19 protein-coding genes are annotated in these 17562 nt (G+C 70.1%); 14 read left to right on the plus strand and 5 right to left on the minus strand.

Translation table 11 applies throughout. The features are described from left to right. Positions 1–10: 10 nt before the first annotated feature. On the minus strand, positions 11–946 hold the full coding sequence (locus E3T37_RS14345) for a nitrilase-related carbon-nitrogen hydrolase (protein WP_134367944.1): 936 nt from the start codon (positions 944–946) through the stop codon (positions 11–13). 409 nt (positions 947–1355) lie between these two features. On the opposite strand from E3T37_RS14345, the gene E3T37_RS14350 reads away from it, so the two are divergent. The 5 genes from E3T37_RS14350 to E3T37_RS14370 all read left to right on the plus strand — a co-directional run bounded on the left by E3T37_RS14350 (position 1356) and on the right by E3T37_RS14370 (position 7506). Then, on the plus strand, positions 1356–2369 hold the full coding sequence (locus E3T37_RS14350; RefSeq protein WP_134367946.1) for a putative F420-0 ABC transporter substrate-binding protein: 1014 nt from the start codon (positions 1356–1358) through the stop codon (positions 2367–2369). 54 nt (positions 2370–2423) lie between these two features. Next, complete coding sequence (locus tag E3T37_RS14355) at positions 2424–3509, plus strand: putative F420-0 ABC transporter permease subunit (protein ID WP_134367948.1); 1086 nt, start codon at positions 2424–2426, stop codon at positions 3507–3509. Next, entirely contained in the window at positions 3500–4414 is a 915-nt protein-coding gene (locus E3T37_RS14360; RefSeq protein ID WP_134367950.1) for an ABC transporter ATP-binding protein, read from the plus strand. The genes E3T37_RS14355 and E3T37_RS14360 overlap by 10 nt, the downstream gene beginning before the upstream one ends. Further along, on the plus strand, positions 4411–5415 hold the full coding sequence (cofD, locus tag E3T37_RS14365) for a 2-phospho-L-lactate transferase (protein ID WP_134367952.1): 1005 nt from the start codon (positions 4411–4413) through the stop codon (positions 5413–5415). The genes E3T37_RS14360 and cofD overlap by 4 nt, the downstream gene beginning before the upstream one ends. A 66-nt stretch (positions 5416–5481) precedes the next feature. After that, positions 5482–7506 (plus strand): PTS fructose transporter subunit IIABC, encoded by a 2025-nt coding sequence (locus E3T37_RS14370; protein ID WP_134367953.1) that lies wholly within the window; start codon positions 5482–5484, stop codon positions 7504–7506. A 70-nt stretch (positions 7507–7576) separates the two neighbouring features. Here the strand turns inward: E3T37_RS14370 and cofC are convergent, their stop codons facing one another. From cofC to E3T37_RS14385, 3 genes are read right to left on the minus strand one after another with little or no spacing between them, the layout of a single operon-like run. Then, positions 7577–8242: a 2-phospho-L-lactate guanylyltransferase gene (gene cofC, locus E3T37_RS14375; RefSeq protein ID WP_134367954.1), complete on the minus strand. Its 666-nt coding sequence runs from the start codon at positions 8240–8242 to the stop codon at positions 7577–7579. Next, positions 8239–9120 (minus strand): coenzyme F420-0:L-glutamate ligase, encoded by an 882-nt coding sequence (cofE, locus tag E3T37_RS14380; RefSeq protein WP_134367955.1) that lies wholly within the window; start codon positions 9118–9120, stop codon positions 8239–8241. Before cofE ends, cofC begins: the two co-directional genes overlap by 4 nt. Positions 9121–9122: 2 nt before the next feature. Next, positions 9123–10124: a TIGR03557 family F420-dependent LLM class oxidoreductase gene (locus E3T37_RS14385; RefSeq protein ID WP_134367956.1), complete on the minus strand. Its 1002-nt coding sequence runs from the start codon at positions 10122–10124 to the stop codon at positions 9123–9125. A gap of 177 nt (positions 10125–10301) precedes the next feature. On the opposite strand from E3T37_RS14385, the gene E3T37_RS14390 reads away from it, so the two are divergent. From E3T37_RS14390 to E3T37_RS14420, 8 genes are all read left to right on the plus strand, one after another. Next, a complete protein-coding gene (locus tag E3T37_RS14390) occupies positions 10302–11138 on the plus strand; it encodes an exodeoxyribonuclease III (RefSeq protein ID WP_134367957.1) in 837 nt (278 codons plus the stop codon). A gap of 27 nt (positions 11139–11165) precedes the next feature. Beyond that, positions 11166–11366, plus strand: a complete 201-nt coding sequence (locus E3T37_RS17440) for a hypothetical protein (protein WP_241976198.1) — start codon at positions 11166–11168, stop codon at positions 11364–11366. Positions 11367–11374: 8 nt separating this feature from the next. After that, positions 11375–11803 (plus strand): antibiotic biosynthesis monooxygenase, encoded by a 429-nt coding sequence (locus E3T37_RS14395; RefSeq protein ID WP_241976200.1) that lies wholly within the window; start codon positions 11375–11377, stop codon positions 11801–11803. 88 nt (positions 11804–11891) lie between these two features. Then, complete coding sequence (locus E3T37_RS14400) at positions 11892–12599, plus strand: phosphatase PAP2 family protein (RefSeq protein ID WP_134367958.1); 708 nt, start codon at positions 11892–11894, stop codon at positions 12597–12599. After that, entirely contained in the window at positions 12599–13273 is a 675-nt protein-coding gene (locus E3T37_RS14405) for a response regulator transcription factor (protein WP_134367959.1), read from the plus strand. The genes E3T37_RS14400 and E3T37_RS14405 overlap by 1 nt, the downstream gene beginning before the upstream one ends. After that, complete coding sequence (locus E3T37_RS14410; RefSeq protein ID WP_134367960.1) at positions 13270–14277, plus strand: sensor histidine kinase KdpD; 1008 nt, start codon at positions 13270–13272, stop codon at positions 14275–14277. Before E3T37_RS14405 ends, E3T37_RS14410 begins: the two co-directional genes overlap by 4 nt. A 71-nt stretch (positions 14278–14348) precedes the next feature. Beyond that, entirely contained in the window at positions 14349–15146 is a 798-nt protein-coding gene (locus E3T37_RS14415; protein WP_134367961.1) for a hypothetical protein, read from the plus strand. 23 nt (positions 15147–15169) lie between these two features. Next, positions 15170–15826, plus strand: a complete 657-nt coding sequence (locus tag E3T37_RS14420; protein WP_134367962.1) for a DedA family protein — start codon at positions 15170–15172, stop codon at positions 15824–15826. Positions 15827–15886: 60 nt separating this feature from the next. On the opposite strand, the gene E3T37_RS14425 is transcribed toward E3T37_RS14420, so the two are convergent. Beyond that, entirely contained in the window at positions 15887–16816 is a 930-nt protein-coding gene (locus tag E3T37_RS14425; RefSeq protein ID WP_134367963.1) for an AEC family transporter, read from the minus strand. A 275-nt stretch (positions 16817–17091) separates the two neighbouring features. Between E3T37_RS14425 and E3T37_RS14430 the strand changes: the two genes are divergently transcribed. Next, positions 17092–17562: DUF222 domain-containing protein (locus E3T37_RS14430; protein WP_166787191.1), on the plus strand; the 471-nt coding region annotated here is incomplete at its 3' end.

The raw sequence follows: 17562 nt of genomic DNA on the forward strand, positions 1-17562 counted from the left end.
GTGTCCCCGCCTACGGTTCCACGATCGGGGCGTAGGAATCCGGGCGGCGGTCCCGGTAGAACTGCCACGAGTTGCGCACCTCGCGGATGACGCCCAGGTCGAGGTCTCGGATCAGGATCTCCTCGGTGTCGGTGGAGGCGACCTCGCCGACATAGTTGCCGCGCGGGTCGACGAAGTAGGAGCTGCCGTAGAACGTGACGGCCTCATCGCCGAACTCCTCGGTTTCGGCGCCGATGCGGTTGTTGGCGCCGATGTAGTACTGGTTGGCGACCGCGGCGGCCGGTTGCTCGAGCTCCCAGAGGCGGTTGGACAGCCCCGGCTTGGTGGCCGACGGGTTGAACACGATCTCGGCGCCGTTCAGGCCCAGCACGCGCCAGCCCTCGGGGAAGTGCCGGTCGTAGCAGATGTACACGCCGATCCTGCCGACCATGGTGTCGAAGACGGGGTAGTCGCCGTTGCCGGGGCGGAAATAGAACTTCTCCCAGAACTGCGGCAGGTGAGGGATATGGTGCTTGCGGTACTTGCCGAGGTAGCTGCCGTCGGCGTCGATCACGGCGGCCGTGTTGTAGAGCACGCCCGGCTGCTCCTCCTCATAGACGGGGAGCACGATCACTATGTTGTGCTCGGCGGCGAGCTTCTGGAACCGCTCCGTGAGCGGGCCCGGCACGCTCTGCGCGTAGTCGTAGTACTTCGGGTCCTGCACGATGCCGAAGTAGGGGCCGTGGAAGAGTTCCTGGAAGCAGATCACCTGCACCCCGGCGGCGGCCGCCGTGCGCACGAACCCCTCGTGCTTGCGGATCATCGACTCCTGGTCGCCGGTCCACTCCGTCTGGGTGATCGCGGCCCGAACGGTGTCGCGCCGATCGGTGCTGCCGCCCGTGTTGCCGGCGTGCGTTTTGCCCGTGCCCGTGTTGCTCGTGCCCGTGTTGCTGCTGTCCCCGGTCATCTCACTTGCCTCCACATCGCGCCCGACGCCGAGCAGGCCGAGAGGCCGGGAAGTGCAGCGCCGAATCAGGTGAGTCGAATCGGGCGGCTTCGCCCGTTTGTGCTGTTCGACGTCTATTTTGCAGATCTGTTTCTGTGTGACTTACGCGTAATCATCCTGTCGTCCGAACCGGCCGGTGGCAAGGGTTCCGGCCAACCCGTTCTGGCCTAGGCTGGGAGCAGACCGCCGGTTGGATCTGACCGGTCGAGCCGGCCCTGACTTGGGCGGCAGGTCGCCGGCATTCGCTCGGCTCGCATCCTCCTGCTCTCCCTTCTTCTCTCCCTCGTTCGCGAATGCGGGCGAATCGTCGCCATGGCGCGCTCATACCGACGATTCGCCCGCACTCGCAGCTCAGAACCGGATCGGTTTTATGAACCCGTACTTGTTGTCCCGCGTTTCTGTGCTGGCGGCGGTTGCCGCGTCGGCGCTGCTGCTGAGCGGATGCGCCGCGGCGGGCCCAAGCGCGCCGAGCGCCGCCCCGGAGGCGAACGCGGGCACCGGCTACCCGGTCACCGTCTCCAACTGCGGCACCGAGGTCACCGTGACCGCCGCGCCCGAGCGCATCGTCACGATCAAGTCCTCGGCCACCGAACTGCTGCTCGCGCTGGGCCTCGGCGACCGCATCGTCGGCTCGGCGTTCCTCGACGGGCCGCTGCCGGCATCCCTGGCGAAGGCCGGCGCCGACCTCAATGTGATCAGCGACTTCGTGCCCGGCCAGGAGGCCGTGCTGGACCTCACGCCCGACTTCATCTACGGCGGCTGGGAGTCCAACTTCTCCGCCGACGGGGTGGGCGAGCGTGCCGGACTGGCCGGCCTGAACGTGGGCAGCTACGTCTCGCCCGCCGCCTGCAAGGGCGAGGCCATGCCCGACCCGCTCAGCTTCGATTCCGTCTTCACCGAGATCGACGAGGCCGGCGCCCTGTTCGGGGCCCCGGAGGCCGCCGCCAAGCTGGTCACCGAGCAGAAAGCCGACCTCGCTGCGCTTAAGCCGGTCAAGGAGGACACCACCGCCCTCTGGTACTCGAGCGGCACCGACGCCCCCTATGTGGGAGCCGGCATCGGCTCCCCCGCGATGATCATGGCGGCCGCCGGCCTGACCAACATCTTCGCGGACGTGCACGACACCTGGACCTCGGTGGGCTGGGAATCGGTGATCGAAGCGAACCCGAGCGTGATCGTGCTCGTCGACGCCACCTGGAACACCGCTGACTCGAAGATCGCCACCCTCGAGACGAACCCGGCCACCGCGGAGCTCGACGCGGTGAAGAACAAGCGCTACATCGTGCTGCCGTTCGCGGCGACCGAGGCCGGCATCCGCAATGTGGAGACCGCCTCGTCGGCCATCGACCAGCTGGCCGCCCTCGACAAGCAGCTCAAGAAGTAGCCCGCGGCGAGACGGCCCCGGCGGCGGACTGGTGACGGAACGGTGACGGAACGCATGCGCGACGGATCGGTCGACGGATTGGTCGACGGATCGGTCGCGGCGCAGCCGACGCGGCGCGGGACCGGCGCGGGGCGCTACCTCGGCTGGCTCGTGCTCTCGATCGTGGCCCTCGTGCTGGCGGCCGCGCTGGCCGTCACGATCGGCCCCGCCGATGTGAGCCTGACGGATGTGGCCGCGAGCCTGGGCGGGCACGCCGGCCTGCCCGGCCTGCCCGCGGTGCCCCCGCTGACCGACTCGATCGTCTGGCAGCTGCGCCTGCCGCGCGTCCTGACGGCGGCGATGGTGGGCGCCGGGCTCGCGCTCTGCGGCGCGGTCATGCAGAGCGTCACCCGGAACCCGCTGGCGGACCCGTACCTGCTCGGCCTCTCCTCGGGGGCGTCGCTCGGGGCGGTCTGCGTGGTCATCCTCGGGGTCTCGTTCGCGCTTCCCGCCGCGGCCTTCCTCGGCGCGCTGGCCGCCCTGGTCGCGACCCTGAGCATCGCGCGGGTCGGCGGCACGATCACGCCCGGGCGGGCGGTGCTGTCGGGCCTGGCCATCGCGCAGCTCGGTGCGGCCGGCACCTCCTTCGTCATCTTCTGGGCCGCCAAGGGCGACTCCTACCGGGAAATCCTGAACTGGCTGCTCGGCTCGCTCGCCGGCAGTTCCTGGACGACCGTGGCCATCTCGGCGGGCGCCCTGGCCGTGGTCGGCACCGGGATCGTGCTCGCGGCCACCCGCCTGGACGCGTTCACCTTCGGGGACACGGCCGCGGCATCCCTCGGCATCGACGTGAACCGCACCCGCTGGGCCCTGCTCGCGGCGGTCGCCCTGCTCACCGGCGCCATGGTGTCGGTGAGCGGCTCGATCGGTTTCGTCGGTCTGATCCTGCCGCACCTCGTGCGCGGCCTGAGCGGGCCGGGCCACCGCCGCCTGCTTCCGCTTGCCGTGGTGCTCGGCGCCCTCTTCCTCGTCATCGCCGACACCGTGGCGCGCACGGTGTTCGACCCGCGCGAGCTGCCGGTGGGCATCATCACGGCGTTCATCGGAGTGCCCGTCTTCATCGTGCTGATCAAGAGCCGGAAGGCCGCGGCATGGGCGTAGTCCTGGACGCGGTGTCGTTCCGGATCGGCGGCACCGATATCCTGACCGAGGTGTCGGCGGCCCTGCCGACGGGCACCGTGACCGGCCTGCTGGGGCCGAACGGGGCCGGCAAATCCACCCTGTTGCGCCTGATCGCTGGGCTCGAGAGAGCGGATGCCGGCGGCGTCGAACTGGACGGGGAACGGGTGGGCGGGCGGTCCGGTCTGTCGCGGCGGGAGACCGCCCGTCGGGTGGCGTTGCTCGAGCAGAGCGCCGCGCCCAGCGTCGACCTCACGGTGCGCGAGGTCGTGCTCCTCGGCCGGATCCCGCACCGGAGCCGGGTTCTCGGCAGCTTTGGCGGCGACGACGACCACCGGGTGGCCGAGGAATCGCTGGCCATGATCGGCGGCAGCGACCTGGCCGACCGGGCCTGGCACACCCTCAGCGGCGGAGAACAGCAGCGCGCGCAGATCGCCCGGGCACTGGCGCAGCGGCCGAGCCTGCTGCTGCTGGACGAACCGACCAACCACCTCGACGTGAGCGCCCAGCTGGGCCTGCTCGGGCAGGTGCGCGGGCTCTGCGCGGGTGACGGCGCCGGTACGGGAACGGGCTCGTCATCGGGCTCGGACGCAAGCGCAAGCGCAGGCGCCGGCCTGACCGCGATCATGGCCCTGCACGACCTGAACCTCGCGGCCGCGTACTGCGACCGGATCCTGCTGCTGAACCGTGGCCGGCTCGTCGCGTCCGGCACCCCGGACGAGGTGCTGCGGCCATTGATCATCGCGGAGGTCTACGGCGTGGACTGCGACGTGATCCCGCATCCCCGGGGCGGGCATCCGGTGATCGTGTTCTCTCCGGCCGCCGCGCCGGCGTTCCCGTCCAGCCCTGAACCCCGCATCACCCGGCACGGAGGAAGCAACAGATGACGACCATCACGGTTTTGGCCGGAGGGATCGGCGGCGCCCGGTTCACCCGCGGACTGCTGCAGCACCTCGCGGCCACCGAGCCGGAGGCGGCGGTGACCGTGGTCGTGAACACCGGCGACGACATGTGGCTGGACGGCCTGCGCATCTGCCCCGACCTCGACACCGTGATGTACACCCTCGGCGGCGGCATCAACGAGGAACAGGGCTGGGGGCGACCGGAGGAGTCCCGCCGCACCTCGGCCGAGATCGCGGCCTACGGGCGCGGCTGGTCCTGGTTCACGCTCGGCGACCTCGACCTGGCCACGCACATCGTGCGCAGCGACCTGCTGCGGAGCGGATCGACGCTGAGCGAGGCGACCGAGTTCCTCTGTCGCCGCTGGCAGCCGGGGGCGCGCCTGCTGCCGATGAGCGACACCCCCGTGGAGACGCATGCCCGGCTGGCTATGGACGCCGATGAGCACCGCGCGGGCGACCTGATCCACTTCGAGGAGTGGTGGGTGCGCTACCGCGCCTCCGTGCCGGTGACCGAGTTCGTGCAGGTCGGCCTCGAGTCCGCCGTGCCCGCGCCGGGCGTGCTGGACGCCATCCGGACGGCCGACCTGGTCATCCTGCCGCCGTCGAACCCCGTCGTCTCGGTGGGCACGATTCTCGCCGTCCCCGGCATCCGGGAGGCCCTGCGGTCCACGCCCGCCACGGTCGTCGGCGTCTCCCCGATCATCGCCGGCGCCGCGGTGCGGGGCATGGCCGACGCCTGCCTGCACACGATCGGCGTGGCGACCTCGGCCGAGGCCGTGGGCCTGCACTACGGCTCCCGCGCCGGGGGCGGCGTGCTCGACGCGTGGCTGGTCGACGAGACGGATGCCGGTGCGCTGCCCGCCCTGGCGGCCGCGGGCATCCGTTCGGTCGCCGTGCCGCTCTGGATGCGCGATTCGGAGACGACGATGCGGCTCGCAGCCGACGCGCTCGCTCTCGGCGCCCGTTCGGGGGGTAGGCTTAGTTAAGTTAGTTAACTTGAACCGGGTGCACGAACCGAGTCCGCTCGGTCTCAGCCGGAAGGAACCCCCGCTATGCCCGCAACTCGAACCGAAACCACGAGCCGAACGACCCCACCGGACATATTGATCCTGGGCATTACGGCCTGCCCCACCGGCATCGCACACACGTACATGGCGGCGGAGAAACTCGAGGCTGCGGCACGTGAGCTTGGCTACGACATCAAGGTCGAGACCCACGGCTCCGTGGGAGTCGAGGGAACCTTCAGCCCCGAGGAGATCAGCCGGGCGGACGCCATCGTGATCGCGGCCGACACCCAGATCGACCTGGCTCGCTTCGCGGGCAAACGGCTGATCAACGCCCGGGTCGCCGACGGCATCCACCAGCCGCAGAAGCTGATCGAGGATGCCCTCGCCGCCCAGCCCCGCAGCGGCGGGGGCGCCGGCGAGGACACGGGCGTCGCGCCGAACGGCGGGGCCGACTTCGGCGGCACCCTGTACCGCGCCCTGATGAACGGCGTGAGCTACATGATCCCGTTCGTCGTCGTCGGCGGGCTCCTGATCGCGATCTCGCTCTCGCTCGGCGGCGAGGCCACCCCGCAGGGACTCGTGATCCCGGAGGGCAGCTTCTGGCTCACGATCAACCAGATCGGCGTGATCGGGTTCACGCTGATGGTTCCCATCCTCTCCGGATTCATCGCCTATGCGATCGCCGACCGGCCCGGGCTCGCCCCCGGCATGATCTGCGGCTGGATCGCCACCACGGGCGCGTTCTACAACTCCGAATCGGGGGCCGGCTTCATCGGCGGCATCGTCACCGGATTCCTCGTCGGTTTCGTTGCCCTCGGCATCAAGAAGATCCCCGTGCACCGCTTCATCCGGCCGATCATGCCGATCCTGGTGATCCCCGTGCTCACGACCCTGATCGTCGGCGGCGCCTTCGTGCTGGCCCTCGGCCGCCCGATCGCCTGGGTCTTCGAGAGCATGACGACCTTCCTCACCGGTCTCGAGGGCGGCAGCGTCGTCATCCTCGGCCTGATCCTCGGCGCCATGGTCGCCTTCGACATGGGCGGCCCGATCAATAAGACGGCGTTCCTGTTCGGCGGCGCGCTGATCGCGACCGGCAATCCGGCCCCGATGGGCATGGTCGCGGCGGCGATCGCCGTTCCCCCGCTCGGCATGGGCCTGGCCACGCTGATCCGCGGTCGCTACTTCTCCAAGCCCGAACGCGAAGCCGGCATCGCCGCACTGTTCATGGGCTTCTTCGGCATCACCGAGGGCGCGATCCCACTCGCGGCCGCCAAACCGCTGCAGGTCATCCCCGCCAACATGATCGGCGGAGCGGTCGCCGGCGGCATCGCCGCCCTGTTCGGCGTGACCGACTCCGTTCCGCACGGCGGTCCGATCGTCGCCGTCTTCGGCGCGGTCTCGGGCGTGCCGATGTACTTCGTGGCCCTGATCGTCGGCGCCGTCGTCACGGCACTCGTCTCGGTGCTGCTGCTCGGGATCTCGGCCCGCCGCGCCGGGCGCACGGGAACGGATGCGGGAACGTCGACCGGGGTCGCCGCATCCGTCGCACCGGCCTCCCCGGCCCAGCCCGCCCCGCCCCTCAGGAAAACGGTTCTCGACTACATCGACGAGCGCACCATCGTGCTCGACGTCGACGAGACCGACCGGGACGCGATGATCCGCACCCTGGCCGGGCTGATGACCACGACCGGGCGGGTCAGCGATGTGGCCGCGGTCGCGCAGGCCGCGTTCACCCGTGAGGAGCACGGCACGACGGGCATCGGCGACGGGATCGCGATCCCGCACGCGAAGTCCGACGGGGTGACTTCTCCGGTCATCGCCTTCGCCCGCAGCCGCAACGGCATCGACTGGGGCTCGTCCGACGGTTCGAAGGCCACGCTCATTTTTCTCATCGCCGTGCCGGAGGCCGACGCCGGCACCGAGCACCTCAGGGTCCTGGCCCAGCTCTCCCGCGCACTGATGAAGCCGGCCTTCCGGGCCGCGATCCAGTCCGCCGCGACACCCGCGGACGTCCTCGACGCACTGGCCGTGCAGGTGGGCGCGACCAAGGCCGAGCCCACCCCGGTGTAGCACCGCGGGTCCACGACCTTCGGTGGGATGCCGTCGCCTGGCTATGCAGGTGGCGGCATTCTTTGTGCCGTCACCGGCCCGGTCCGCGGGCGCCGTCGACGAGCGGGCTGGTGTGCGGACCGAGCCCGAGGCGCGCCACCGCGAGCAGGTCGGCCGTGGTGTCGACGTCCCGGCGGATTCCCGCGGATGCCGGCAGCTCGAGAGGGATGTGGCCGGCGGCTTCGTGGGCGGCCCTCGACCCGACCCCGAAGCGTGGTTCGATCGGTGTGCCGGCCCGCGCGAGCAGGGTCGTGGTGCCGGTTCCGGCTGCGTCGGGCACCATCGAGCGCTCCTGCGCGGCCGCGAGGGTGAGCGCACGCTCGACCTCGGCCGGGGTCAGCGCAGGCAGGTCGCCGGTCAGCACGGCCACGTTCGCGTGCGGGAACTCGGCACGCACGACGGCCAGCCCCTGGCGGATCGCGGTGTTCAGCGGATCCGTTGGTGCGGCGGCCCGTTCCGGGGGAACAGGATCGTGCCGGGACTCGCGCACGATATCGGCCCCGAGGGCGGCCAGGCGGCCGGCGAGTTCGCCGTCGCCGGTCACCACGATGACCCGGTCGATGCCGGGCGCCGCCAGCAGCGCTCCGACGGTGTCGAGGGCGAAGGCATCGGCCAGCCGGGCCCGATCGGGCCGCGCCCCCAGCCGGGTCTTGGCTCCGGGGTTGCCCTTGACCGGGACGACGGCCACCCAGCTCATTCGGTGACGGATGCCGCGTCGCCCGCGGCCGCTCCGGCAGCGGCGCCGGCACCGGCAGACGCTGCGGCAGCCGCGGCCAGCCCGGCCGCGTAGCCCTCCGTAAAGCCCTCGGCGTGCGCCTCCGCGGTCCCCAACCGGAACATGTCGTTCGCGCTCGGTCGCTGCAACAGGAACGCACCGGGAGCGCGCGACGCACCGGAGGCCCCGGCCCCGCCGTCCACGGCGTCCTCCGCCACGAGACGCCCGAGCCCGCGCACCACGGCCACGGGGTTGCCGCTGGTCTTGCCCTTGACCAGGTCGGCCGCCCCGGCGATCTCGTCGGCCACGGCGGCGACGGTGACGTCGAGGCGGCGGCCGGAGGCGTCATCCGTGCCCCGCAGGTCGTCGAGCACCGCGACCCCGGCGGCGCCGATCGCGATGTCGGTCTGGCCTTCACGCCAGGGGCGGCCGGCCGTGTCCGTGACGATCACGCCGAGGCGCAGCCCGGTGCTCGCGCGGAGGGCCGCGCAGAGCGAGCGGGCGGAGGCGTCCGGGTCGACCGGCAGCAGCAGCACGGTGCCGTCGGGGGTGTTGCTCGCGTCGACGCCGGCCGCGGCCATGATCAGCCCCTGCCGGTTCTCGACGATGCGGGTGACCCCGCCCGGGTGGGCGCGGGTCGCGACCACGCGCACCGTCTCAGCCGTGATCGCCTGCTCGCGGTCGGCGGCCGCGACCTGCCGGCCCTCGGCCTTGGACACGATCTTGCTCGTCACCGCGAGGATGTCGCCGTGCCGCAGTCGGCCGGCGCCCGCGCCCGCGATCAGTGCGGCCAGGTCGGCGCCCGCCGCGATCTCGCCGATGCCCTCGAGGGCGAATACCCGCAGCTCAGGCTCGCTCACCGTCAGCGCTTGAGTTTCGGCAGCACGTCGCGGCCGAACACGTCGATCCACTGACGCTGGTTGCGGCCCACGTTGTGCAGGTAGATGCGGTCGAAGCCGAGATCCACGAACTTCTGGATGTACGCGCGGTGGTCGTCGGGGTCGGCGGAGATGATCATGCGGCCCTCGAAGTCTTCGGGGCGCACGAGCTTGGCGATCTGCTCGAATTCGAACGGTGAACGGATGTCCCCCTTCGGAAACTTCATCCCGCCGTTCGGCCACTCGACCAGGGCGTTGCGCATCGCCTCTTCGTCGGTCTCGGCCCAGCTCATGTGCAGCTGCAGCACCTTGGGCATGGTCGACGGGTCCTTGCCGGCGTCCCGGGCGCCGTCGTCGAACTTGCCGAACAGCATCGAGATCTTCTCCAGTGGGGCGCCGACCGTGATCAGGCCGTCGGCGTGGCGTCCGGCGCGCTTGGCGGTGACCGGCCCGGCCGTGGCGATCAGGATCTCCGGGGCCACCTCCGGCATGGTCCAGAGCCGGGTCGACTCGAGCTTGTAGAACTGGCCGGAGTGCTTGACGTCCTTGCCGGCGATGGAGGCGGTGAACAGCTTCGAGATGATTTCGATGGCCTCGAACATGCGGTTGATGCGCTCGGGCGCTTCCGGCCAGTACTGGCCGACGATGTGCTCGTTGAGCGCCTCGCCCGAGCCGAGGCCGAGCCAGTGGCGGCCAGGGTACATCGAGGCGAGCGTCGCGGAGGCCTGGGCGACCATGGCCGGATGCCAGCGGAACGTGGGCGCGGTGACGCCGGGGCCGAGGTCGCCCGTCGTGCGCTCACCGATGGCCGCGAGCACGCTCCAGACGAAGGATGACTCGCCCTGCGCGGGCACCCACGGCTGGAAGTGGTCGGCCGCCATCACGCCGCTGAACCCGTGCTCCTCGGCGTAGGCGGAGAGGGCCACCGCCTCGGCCGGGGCGAACTGCTCCAGCATCGCCGCGTAGCCGATCTGCAATTCCGTCATGGATCCGCCCTACCTTGTCGTCGTAGGCCTCAATCCTGTCATTCCCGGCTCCGAGAATGCCGGTCCCCCGCCCAGACTCCCCATCCGGGAGCCGGGCCGGAGCCCCTCCCACAGTGCCCGGGCACTGTGGGAGGGCGGGCAGCCGTCACGCGGCATCCGTCAAATAGGCTGGGCGGCATGCGCATTGCCACCTGGAACGTGAATTCCATCCGAGCCCGCTCCGGCCGCGTCGTCGACTGGATGGTGCGCGAAGACATCGACGTGCTCGCCATGCAGGAGATCAAGTGCAAGCCGGAGCAGTTCCCGGCGCAGGCGTTCGAGGACGCCGGCTACGACCTGGCCATCCACGGCATCAGCCAGTGGAACGGCGTCGCGTTCGCCAGCCGCCACGAGATGACGGATGTCGCCACCGCCTTCCCCGACATGCCCGGCTTCCTCAAGGGGGAAGAGGGCCCCGGCCTGCCGCTCGAGGCCCGCGCGCTCGGCGTCACCGTGGAAGGCATGCGCCTGTGGAGCGTGTACGTGCCGAACGGCCGCGCCATCGGCGACCCGCACCTCGCCTACAAGCTGGACTGGCTGGAACGGCTCCGCGCCCACGCCCGCGACGAGCTGAGCCGCAACCCGCAGCTGGCCCTGGCGCTGATGGGCGACTGGAACGTCGCCCCCTTCGACACGGACATGGGCGACCCCAGCTTCGTCCCCGGCCAGTCCACCCACATCTCCGAACCGGAGCGGGCCGCGTTCCACGCGTTCGAGGCGGAGGGCCTGCACGACGTGGTGCGCCCGCTGATTCCCGAGGGATTCACGTTCTGGGACTACAAGCAGCTGAGGTTCCCGCGCAACGAGGGGATGCGGATCGACTTCATCCTGGGTTCCCCGGCGTTCGCCGACCTCGTGACGGGCGCGAGCATCCACCGCAATGAGCGCAAGGGCGACGCGCCGAGCGACCACGTGCCCGTGGCCGTCGACCTGCAGCTGGAGGGCGAAGACGACAACCGCCCGATGATCTTCTGACGCCGTTCCACCGGCAATACTTGAACCATGTCTTCCGTGCCCCCGGGGAACGCAGCCGGAGCGCCACAAGCGCGGGCCGCGTCATCCGTCACCGTGTCCGTCACCCGCCGCGTCGAGCCGACCCGAATCCAGGACGCCACCCACTGGGCGCAACACGGCATGGACCTGGCGAGCAGTTTCCCGGGGTTCCTCGGCTCGGGCTGGGTGCCCGCCAGCGCCGATTCCTGAGCTGGCACATGCTCTACCGGTTCGCGAACTCCGACCTGCTGGATGCCTGGGAAGGCTCAGAGGAGCGGGCGCACTGGCTGATCGACGGCCACGACCTCATCCTCGACGCCCGGGTGGTGAAACGCACCGGAATCGAGGGCTGGTTCGACGCGCCGCTCTCCGACGATGACGACGCCGGTGCCACGCCGTCGTTCCAGGTGCCGCGGTGGAAGCAGGCGGTGAGCATCGGGCTGGGCTTCCTGCCCACCAACCTGGCCTTCACCCTGGTCGCGACCTGGCTCATCCCCGGCTGGCACGACGTGGCCATGCTGCCCAAACTCGTCGTGACCACACTCGTGATGGCGCCGACCATGACCTTCCTGGTGATGCCCCAAATCACCCGGATGCTGCGGCCCTGGCTGCTCCGACGGCCCGCCATTCGCACCCGGCGCCCGTAGCCCGGAGGCCGGCGGCCGGCGGCCGGAGGCCGGCGGCCGGCGGCCGTTTCTTAGAGCGCCCTGTGCCGGTGAGCGCGATTCTGGGGAGATGGCCTCTGAGATCCGCTCGTCAAACCGTCTCCCGAGCAGTGCGATCCCGGCTGCCGTGGTCGTCGTCCTGGTCATTGCCACCGGGTCGGCCCTGAAGTCGGCGACCGGGTGGACATCCGTGGAAATGGGCGTGCTGCGCCGGGTGAATCTGGCACACACACCGGCACTCGACGAGTTCGCGCTCACCATCGACTGGCTGTTCGGCCCTCCCGTCGCCGTCATGCTCGTGCTGCTCGGCGGCGTCACCCTCCTGCTGGTCACCCGGCAGCCCCGGACGGCCATCCGGTTCATGGCGATCGTGATGGTCCCGTGGCTGGGCACCGAGGTGGTCAAGCTGCTCGTGCAGCGTCCACGCCCCGACATCCCTTCCCTCGCCCATGTCCTGGTGCTCGAACCGGGCGGTCTCAGCTTCCCGAGCGGTCACACGAGTTTCGCCGCGTGCCTCCTCCTGGGTTTGCTCGTCGTCGCCCGCGGACGGCGGTGGCGCCCGGTGCTCGCCGGGGCGGGAACGGTCGTGGTGCTCTCGGTGGCCTGCTCCCGGGTGTACCTGGGGGTGCACTACCCGACTGACGTGGCCGCGTCGATCGTGTACGCGACCGCCGGTGTCACAGTCGCCAATGCGCTCTGGTCGATGCTCCCGGTGCCACACTGGAGCGAACGTCGACCCGCCGCCGACGCGGTACCCGGAGAGGTGAGGAGCCCCTGATGCCAGCTGAGAGCACCCCTCGTGCCCGGCTGCTCCTGATCGAGGACGACCCCCGGCTGGGCCCGATGATCCAGCAGGTGCTGGCGGAAACCTACGACGTCACCCTGGCCACCGACGGTGCGGAGGGGCTCGCCGCAGGCCTGGCCCGTGAGTTCGACGTGATGGTCATCGACCGGCGACTTCCGTCGCTGGACGGATTGGGCGTCGTCGACGCGCTCCGGCGCAAACTGGTCACGACCCCGATCCTCCTCCTCACGGCGCTGGGCACCACCCGCGACAAGGTCGACGGGCTCGACATGGGCGCGAACGACTACCTCGTCAAGCCGTTCGAGTTCGACGAGCTGCTCGCCCGGCTGCGGGCCATCCGTCGGGTGTTCACCGGAGAGGGGCGAACCCTGTCGGTCGGCGGATGGGAGTACTACCCGGACAGCCGGACGATCTACTCCCCCTACGACGGGCGCGTCCTGCTGACGGAGAAGGAGAACCAGCTCCTCAGACTCCTGGCCGAGGCCCCGCAACGCACGTTCTCCCGCCAGCAGATCCTGAATTCCGTCTTCAGCGCCGGGGACACCGCCGGCACCGTCGACACCTACGTGCACTACCTCAGGCGCAAGACCGACACCGACATCGTCCTGACCGTGCGCGGTCGGGGCTACCGCCTGGGCCAGCCGTGACCCGCGCGGGGCGACCGATCGTCGACAGCGACACGCTCGCGATTCGTCGTGCCTCACGCATCATCGGCACCCAGATCGCGATCGCGTGCACGGCCGTCGTCGTCGTCGTGATCCTGGCCGTTGTCGTCTACATCCTGTCGGAGATATCCGTCGCCGAGCTCGTCGAACCGGTGCCCGACCCCGACAATCTGAAGGTCGGTGCGGTCGGGCTCCTGCGCGCGGCCGCGGTGCTCGGCGTCGCCCTGATCATCCTGGCCGGCGTGATGAGCTGGGCGGTCGCACGGCGGGCGGTGCAACCCCTCGGGGACGCCCTGCGCATCCAGCGGGCCTTCGTCGCCGACGCAAGCCACGAACTGCGCACGCCCATCGCCGTGCTGGATGCCCGCCTGCAGATCCTGCAGCGGGCGCTTCCCGCGGACGGCCCCTCCTCGGCTGTCGTCGCCGAGCTGCGGAGCGACGCAAAGAGGCTGATCGGGATCGTCAACGACCTGCTCGAATCGGCGGAGATCGGCGGTTCGGCGCCGACCGAGGACAGCGTCGTCGACGTGAACGCCGCGGTCGGGGTCGCCGTGGAGTCGATGGCGCTGATCGGGGCGGAGAAACAGGTCACGGTGAAGCTGGACGCCCCGGATGCCGCGACCGCCCGGGTGCCGGCATCCGCCATCACCCGGTGCGTCGTCGCGATGCTGGACAACGCCCTGCGGTTCGCGCCGACGGGCTCCGTCGTCTCCGTGCAGGTGGCCGTGACGAAGAAGACCGTATCGGTCACGGTGCGGGACCGCGGTCCGGGCATCCAGGGAATCGAACCGAACCGCATTTTCGATCGCTTCGCCCACTCCGAATCGGCCGCCGACGAAGTGGGTGTCACCCGCACCGGCTTCGGCATCGGCCTGTCCCTCGTGCGCGAAATCGCGGTTCGCTACGGCGGTTCCGTCACGGTCGCTGACGGCTCCGCTGAGGGCACGGCGATCTCGTTCACTGTGCCCCGGGCGCGCACTCCCTGATTCTCACCTGCTCCAGTGCAGAATCCCTACCTCTGTGGAAAGTCTTAGACCGCGCGCGGTTCGCTGGTGAGATGACTTCATCCCTGATCCGCACCCCGTCACCGTCTCGGCGCATTCTGAACAAGGTTCCGGAGGTGACCCTCGTCTTCTGGGTGATCAAGGTTCTCGCCACCACGGTGGGTGAAACGGCGGCAGACTTCCTGAACGTGGACCTCGGCCTGGGCCTCGGCATCACGTCGATCGTCATGGCCGTGCTGCTCGTCGCGGCCTTGTTGGCACAGTTCCAGCTTCGCCGGTACATCCCGGCCGTCTACTGGCTGTCGGTGGTCCTGATCAGCGTCGTGGGCACACTCATCACCGACAATCTCACCGACAGTCTCGGCGTGCCGTTGGGGATCACCACCGTGGTCTTCGCCATCGCCCTGGCGGCGACGTTCACGGTCTGGTTCGTGTCGGAGAAGACCCTCTCGATCCACTCCATCTTCACAACGCGGCGGGAGACGTTCTACTGGCTGGCTGTGCTGTTCACCTTCGCACTGGGCACCGCGGCGGGCGACCTCGTGGCAGAAAGCCTGAACCTCGGTTTCCTCGTCGCCCTCCTCGTCTTCGCCGCGGCGATCGCCCTCGTCGCGGTCGCGTACTTCTTCTTCCGCCGGGGCGCCGTGCTCGCATTCTGGATCGCCTACATCCTGACCCGCCCGCTCGGAGCGTCGATGGGCGACCTGCTGTCCCAGCCCACCGCCGACGGTGGACTCGCACTCGGTACGACGGGAACGAGCGCTCTGTTCCTGGCCGTGATTGTGACGCTGGTGCTCGTTCTGACCGTGCGGTCCAGACGGGCCGATTCCGTCGCCGCGGTCGCGGCCTGATCGATCAGGACGGGACAGCGAATATGGGAAGCATTATTCTCGCGGCAGTGCCCGCCTCCGGGCTGCTCGATCCGCAGGCGGTGATCTCCGGCGCCGGAGTCTGGGGGCTGGCGGTCGTCTGCGCCATCGTCTTTGCGGAAACCGGGCTGCTCGTCGGCTTCTTCCTCCCCGGCGACACTCTCCTGTTCTTCACCGGCGTGCTCGCTCTCAGCGGCGTGATCAGCCAGCCGCTCTGGATCGTCGTCCCTGCCATCGCCCTGTCGGCCGCGCTCGGCGATCAACTCGGCTATGTGATCGGGCGGAGGTCCGGCCCCCGGATTTTCGATCGGCGCGAGTCCGGCCTCTTCAGCAGGAAGAGCGTGAAGAGAACCCAGGGCTTCTTCGACCGGTTCGGCCCCGCGGCAGTGACGGTCGCCCGATTCGTGCCCGTCGTTCGCACGTTCGCTCCCGTCGCCGCGGGCGTCGGCACGATGCCGCGGCGTCTGTTCACGATGTTCAACCTCGTCGGCGCCGCCGTGTGGTCGAGCGCTGTCGTGCTCCTCGGCTTCGGGCTGGCGCACATCCCGGGGGTGGCGGATTTCGCCGCCCGCTACATCGATCTCATCCTGATCGGAATCGTCGTCGCATCCGTCCTGCCGCTTCTGGTCAAAGCCGTGATCGGGCGCCAGCGCCCCGCGTGAACGGGATCGGGCGACGTCCCCGTGCCACCCCGCGCCCAACCTCGCGCCCTACCTCGCGCCCTACGCGGTCGGCGCCAGCCGCGCCGCGATCACCAGCAGCGCCGGCACCGAGGCCAGGGTGGTGACGAGCACGGTGTCGCGGGTCACCACGACGCCGCGGTCGTACCGGGCGGCGAAATTGAAGATGTTCTGCGCGGTCGGCAGCGCCGCGATGGTCACCGCCGCGAACAGTTCCGGGGCGCCCAGGTCGAACACGAATCGGCCGAACAGGTACGCGATGACTGGCATCACGGCGACCTTGATCACGGATGCCGCGGCGACCCGGCCGCGCCCGGAACCAGCCTTGAGCAGCCGTTCCCCGTGCAGCGACATGCCGAACGCCAGGAGCACCATCGGGATCGCGGCCCCGCCGAGCAACTCGAGCGGGGCCATCACCGCGGCCGGCACGGTGATTCCCGAGATGGCCACCAGCACCCCGGCCGCGGACGCGAGGATGATCGGATTGCGCAGCGGCTGGGTGACGATTCCGGCCAGCGACAGTCGTCCCCGGGTCGAGACGTCGAGGATTCCCAGAATGAGCGGGGCGAGCACGAGCAGCTGGAGCAGCAGCACCGGGGCCACGTACCGGGCGCTGCCGAGCACGTACAGGGCCACCGGCAGGCCGATGTTGTTGGCGTTGACGTAGCTCGACGAGGCCGCGCCGAGCACGGTCTCGGCGACCGGGGTGCGGAAGAAGACCCGGGCGATCAGGAGGTACAGGCCCGCGCCGACCGCGATGCTGCACAGCGTGGTCAGGAGGAACGTTGAGAACAGCACCCGGGCATCCGCGTGGGACAGCACCGTGAACAGCAGCGCCGGCGACGCCACGAAGAACGCCACCCGGTTGAGCACCCGGCCGCCGCCCGGCCCGGCGATCCCGGCACGCTCGATCAGGTAGCCCACCAGGATCACGAACCCGATGATGGAGAATCCGACCAGAACACCAACCATTCGATCGAGCATAGGGCCGCCCCCGGGCGTCGAACGGGCTGCCGCATCCAGTGGGGTCTTTCAGCACCAGGTGAAGGGGGAACGGCGGTGGAACCCGAGGGTCGCGGTTGGTTTCGCTGGGCAGACGGATGCTCCGCGCCCCTGACCCTGTGGCTCGCCCACGAGACGCGGTCGGCCCACCTGCCCGGTTCCTCCACAATGCCTGTTTGATCAGGTTATCCACAGTGTGCACGGCTGCCGGTGCAGTGTCGGTGGGTGCCTCTAGCGTGTTCCTCATGAAGCCGTCAGTGTTCGAAGAGCGAGAGGCCATGGGCCTCCATTTCGACGCCATTGCCGAGGCAGAACGGGACATCGCCGCAGCCTTCGCCCGGCGGGCCGAACGGGTCGAGGCGGCCCGCCGATTCGGGCAGGCCATCGCCCACCACAATGCCCGGGTGCCGGGGGCCCGGTGGGACGCACGTGAGGTCGCCGAACGGGAGTTCTCGAGCGAGCTGGCCTGCACGATCCGGGTGCCGCAGCGCACCGCGGAGAACCTGGTCGCCGAGAGCCGGGCCCTGGCCCAGGAACTCCCGGCGACCCGGGCGGCGCTGGCGGCGGGCGAGATCAGCTACCGGCACGCGCAGGTGGTGGTCAATCAGGCCTGGTCTGTGCCCGCGGAAGGGCGGGTGAAATTCGAAGCGGCCGTGTTGAAATCGGCGGGCACGCTGACCGCGTCGAAGCTGAAGTACAACGCCCGGACTCTGCGG

Origin of the sequence: Cryobacterium sp. TMT2-10 (assembly GCF_004403075.1) — a bacterium.
Taxonomy (GTDB): domain Bacteria; phylum Actinomycetota; class Actinomycetes; order Actinomycetales; family Microbacteriaceae; genus Cryobacterium; species Cryobacterium shii.

Excerpts from the sequence above, each read along its gene's own strand:
- E3T37_RS14355 (WP_134367948.1), top strand. The coding sequence starts at position 2,424 with ATGCGCGACGGATCGGTCGACGGATTGGTCGACGGATCGGTCGCGGCG.
- E3T37_RS14400 (WP_134367958.1), top strand. The coding sequence starts at position 11,892 with ATGGCCTCTGAGATCCGCTCGTCAAACCGTCTCCCGAGCAGTGCGATC.
- E3T37_RS14370 (WP_134367953.1), top strand. The coding sequence starts at position 5,482 with ATGCCCGCAACTCGAACCGAAACCACGAGCCGAACGACCCCACCGGAC.
- E3T37_RS14405 (WP_134367959.1), top strand. The coding sequence starts at position 12,599 with ATGCCAGCTGAGAGCACCCCTCGTGCCCGGCTGCTCCTGATCGAGGAC.
- E3T37_RS14360 (WP_134367950.1), top strand. The coding sequence starts at position 3,500 with ATGGGCGTAGTCCTGGACGCGGTGTCGTTCCGGATCGGCGGCACCGAT.
- E3T37_RS14385 (WP_134367956.1), bottom strand. The coding sequence starts at position 10,124 with ATGACGGAATTGCAGATCGGCTACGCGGCGATGCTGGAGCAGTTCGCC.
- E3T37_RS14415 (WP_134367961.1), top strand. The coding sequence starts at position 14,349 with ATGACTTCATCCCTGATCCGCACCCCGTCACCGTCTCGGCGCATTCTG.
- E3T37_RS17440 (WP_241976198.1), top strand. The coding sequence starts at position 11,166 with ATGTCTTCCGTGCCCCCGGGGAACGCAGCCGGAGCGCCACAAGCGCGG.
- cofC (WP_134367954.1), bottom strand. The coding sequence starts at position 8,242 with ATGAGCTGGGTGGCCGTCGTCCCGGTCAAGGGCAACCCCGGAGCCAAG.
- cofD (WP_134367952.1), top strand. The coding sequence starts at position 4,411 with ATGACGACCATCACGGTTTTGGCCGGAGGGATCGGCGGCGCCCGGTTC.
- E3T37_RS14390 (WP_134367957.1), top strand. The coding sequence starts at position 10,302 with ATGCGCATTGCCACCTGGAACGTGAATTCCATCCGAGCCCGCTCCGGC.
- E3T37_RS14395 (WP_241976200.1), top strand. The coding sequence starts at position 11,375 with ATGCTCTACCGGTTCGCGAACTCCGACCTGCTGGATGCCTGGGAAGGC.
- E3T37_RS14425 (WP_134367963.1), bottom strand. The coding sequence starts at position 16,816 with ATGGTTGGTGTTCTGGTCGGATTCTCCATCATCGGGTTCGTGATCCTG.
- E3T37_RS14345 (WP_134367944.1), bottom strand. The coding sequence starts at position 946 with ATGACCGGGGACAGCAGCAACACGGGCACGAGCAACACGGGCACGGGC.
- E3T37_RS14350 (WP_134367946.1), top strand. The coding sequence starts at position 1,356 with ATGAACCCGTACTTGTTGTCCCGCGTTTCTGTGCTGGCGGCGGTTGCC.
- E3T37_RS14420 (WP_134367962.1), top strand. The coding sequence starts at position 15,170 with ATGGGAAGCATTATTCTCGCGGCAGTGCCCGCCTCCGGGCTGCTCGAT.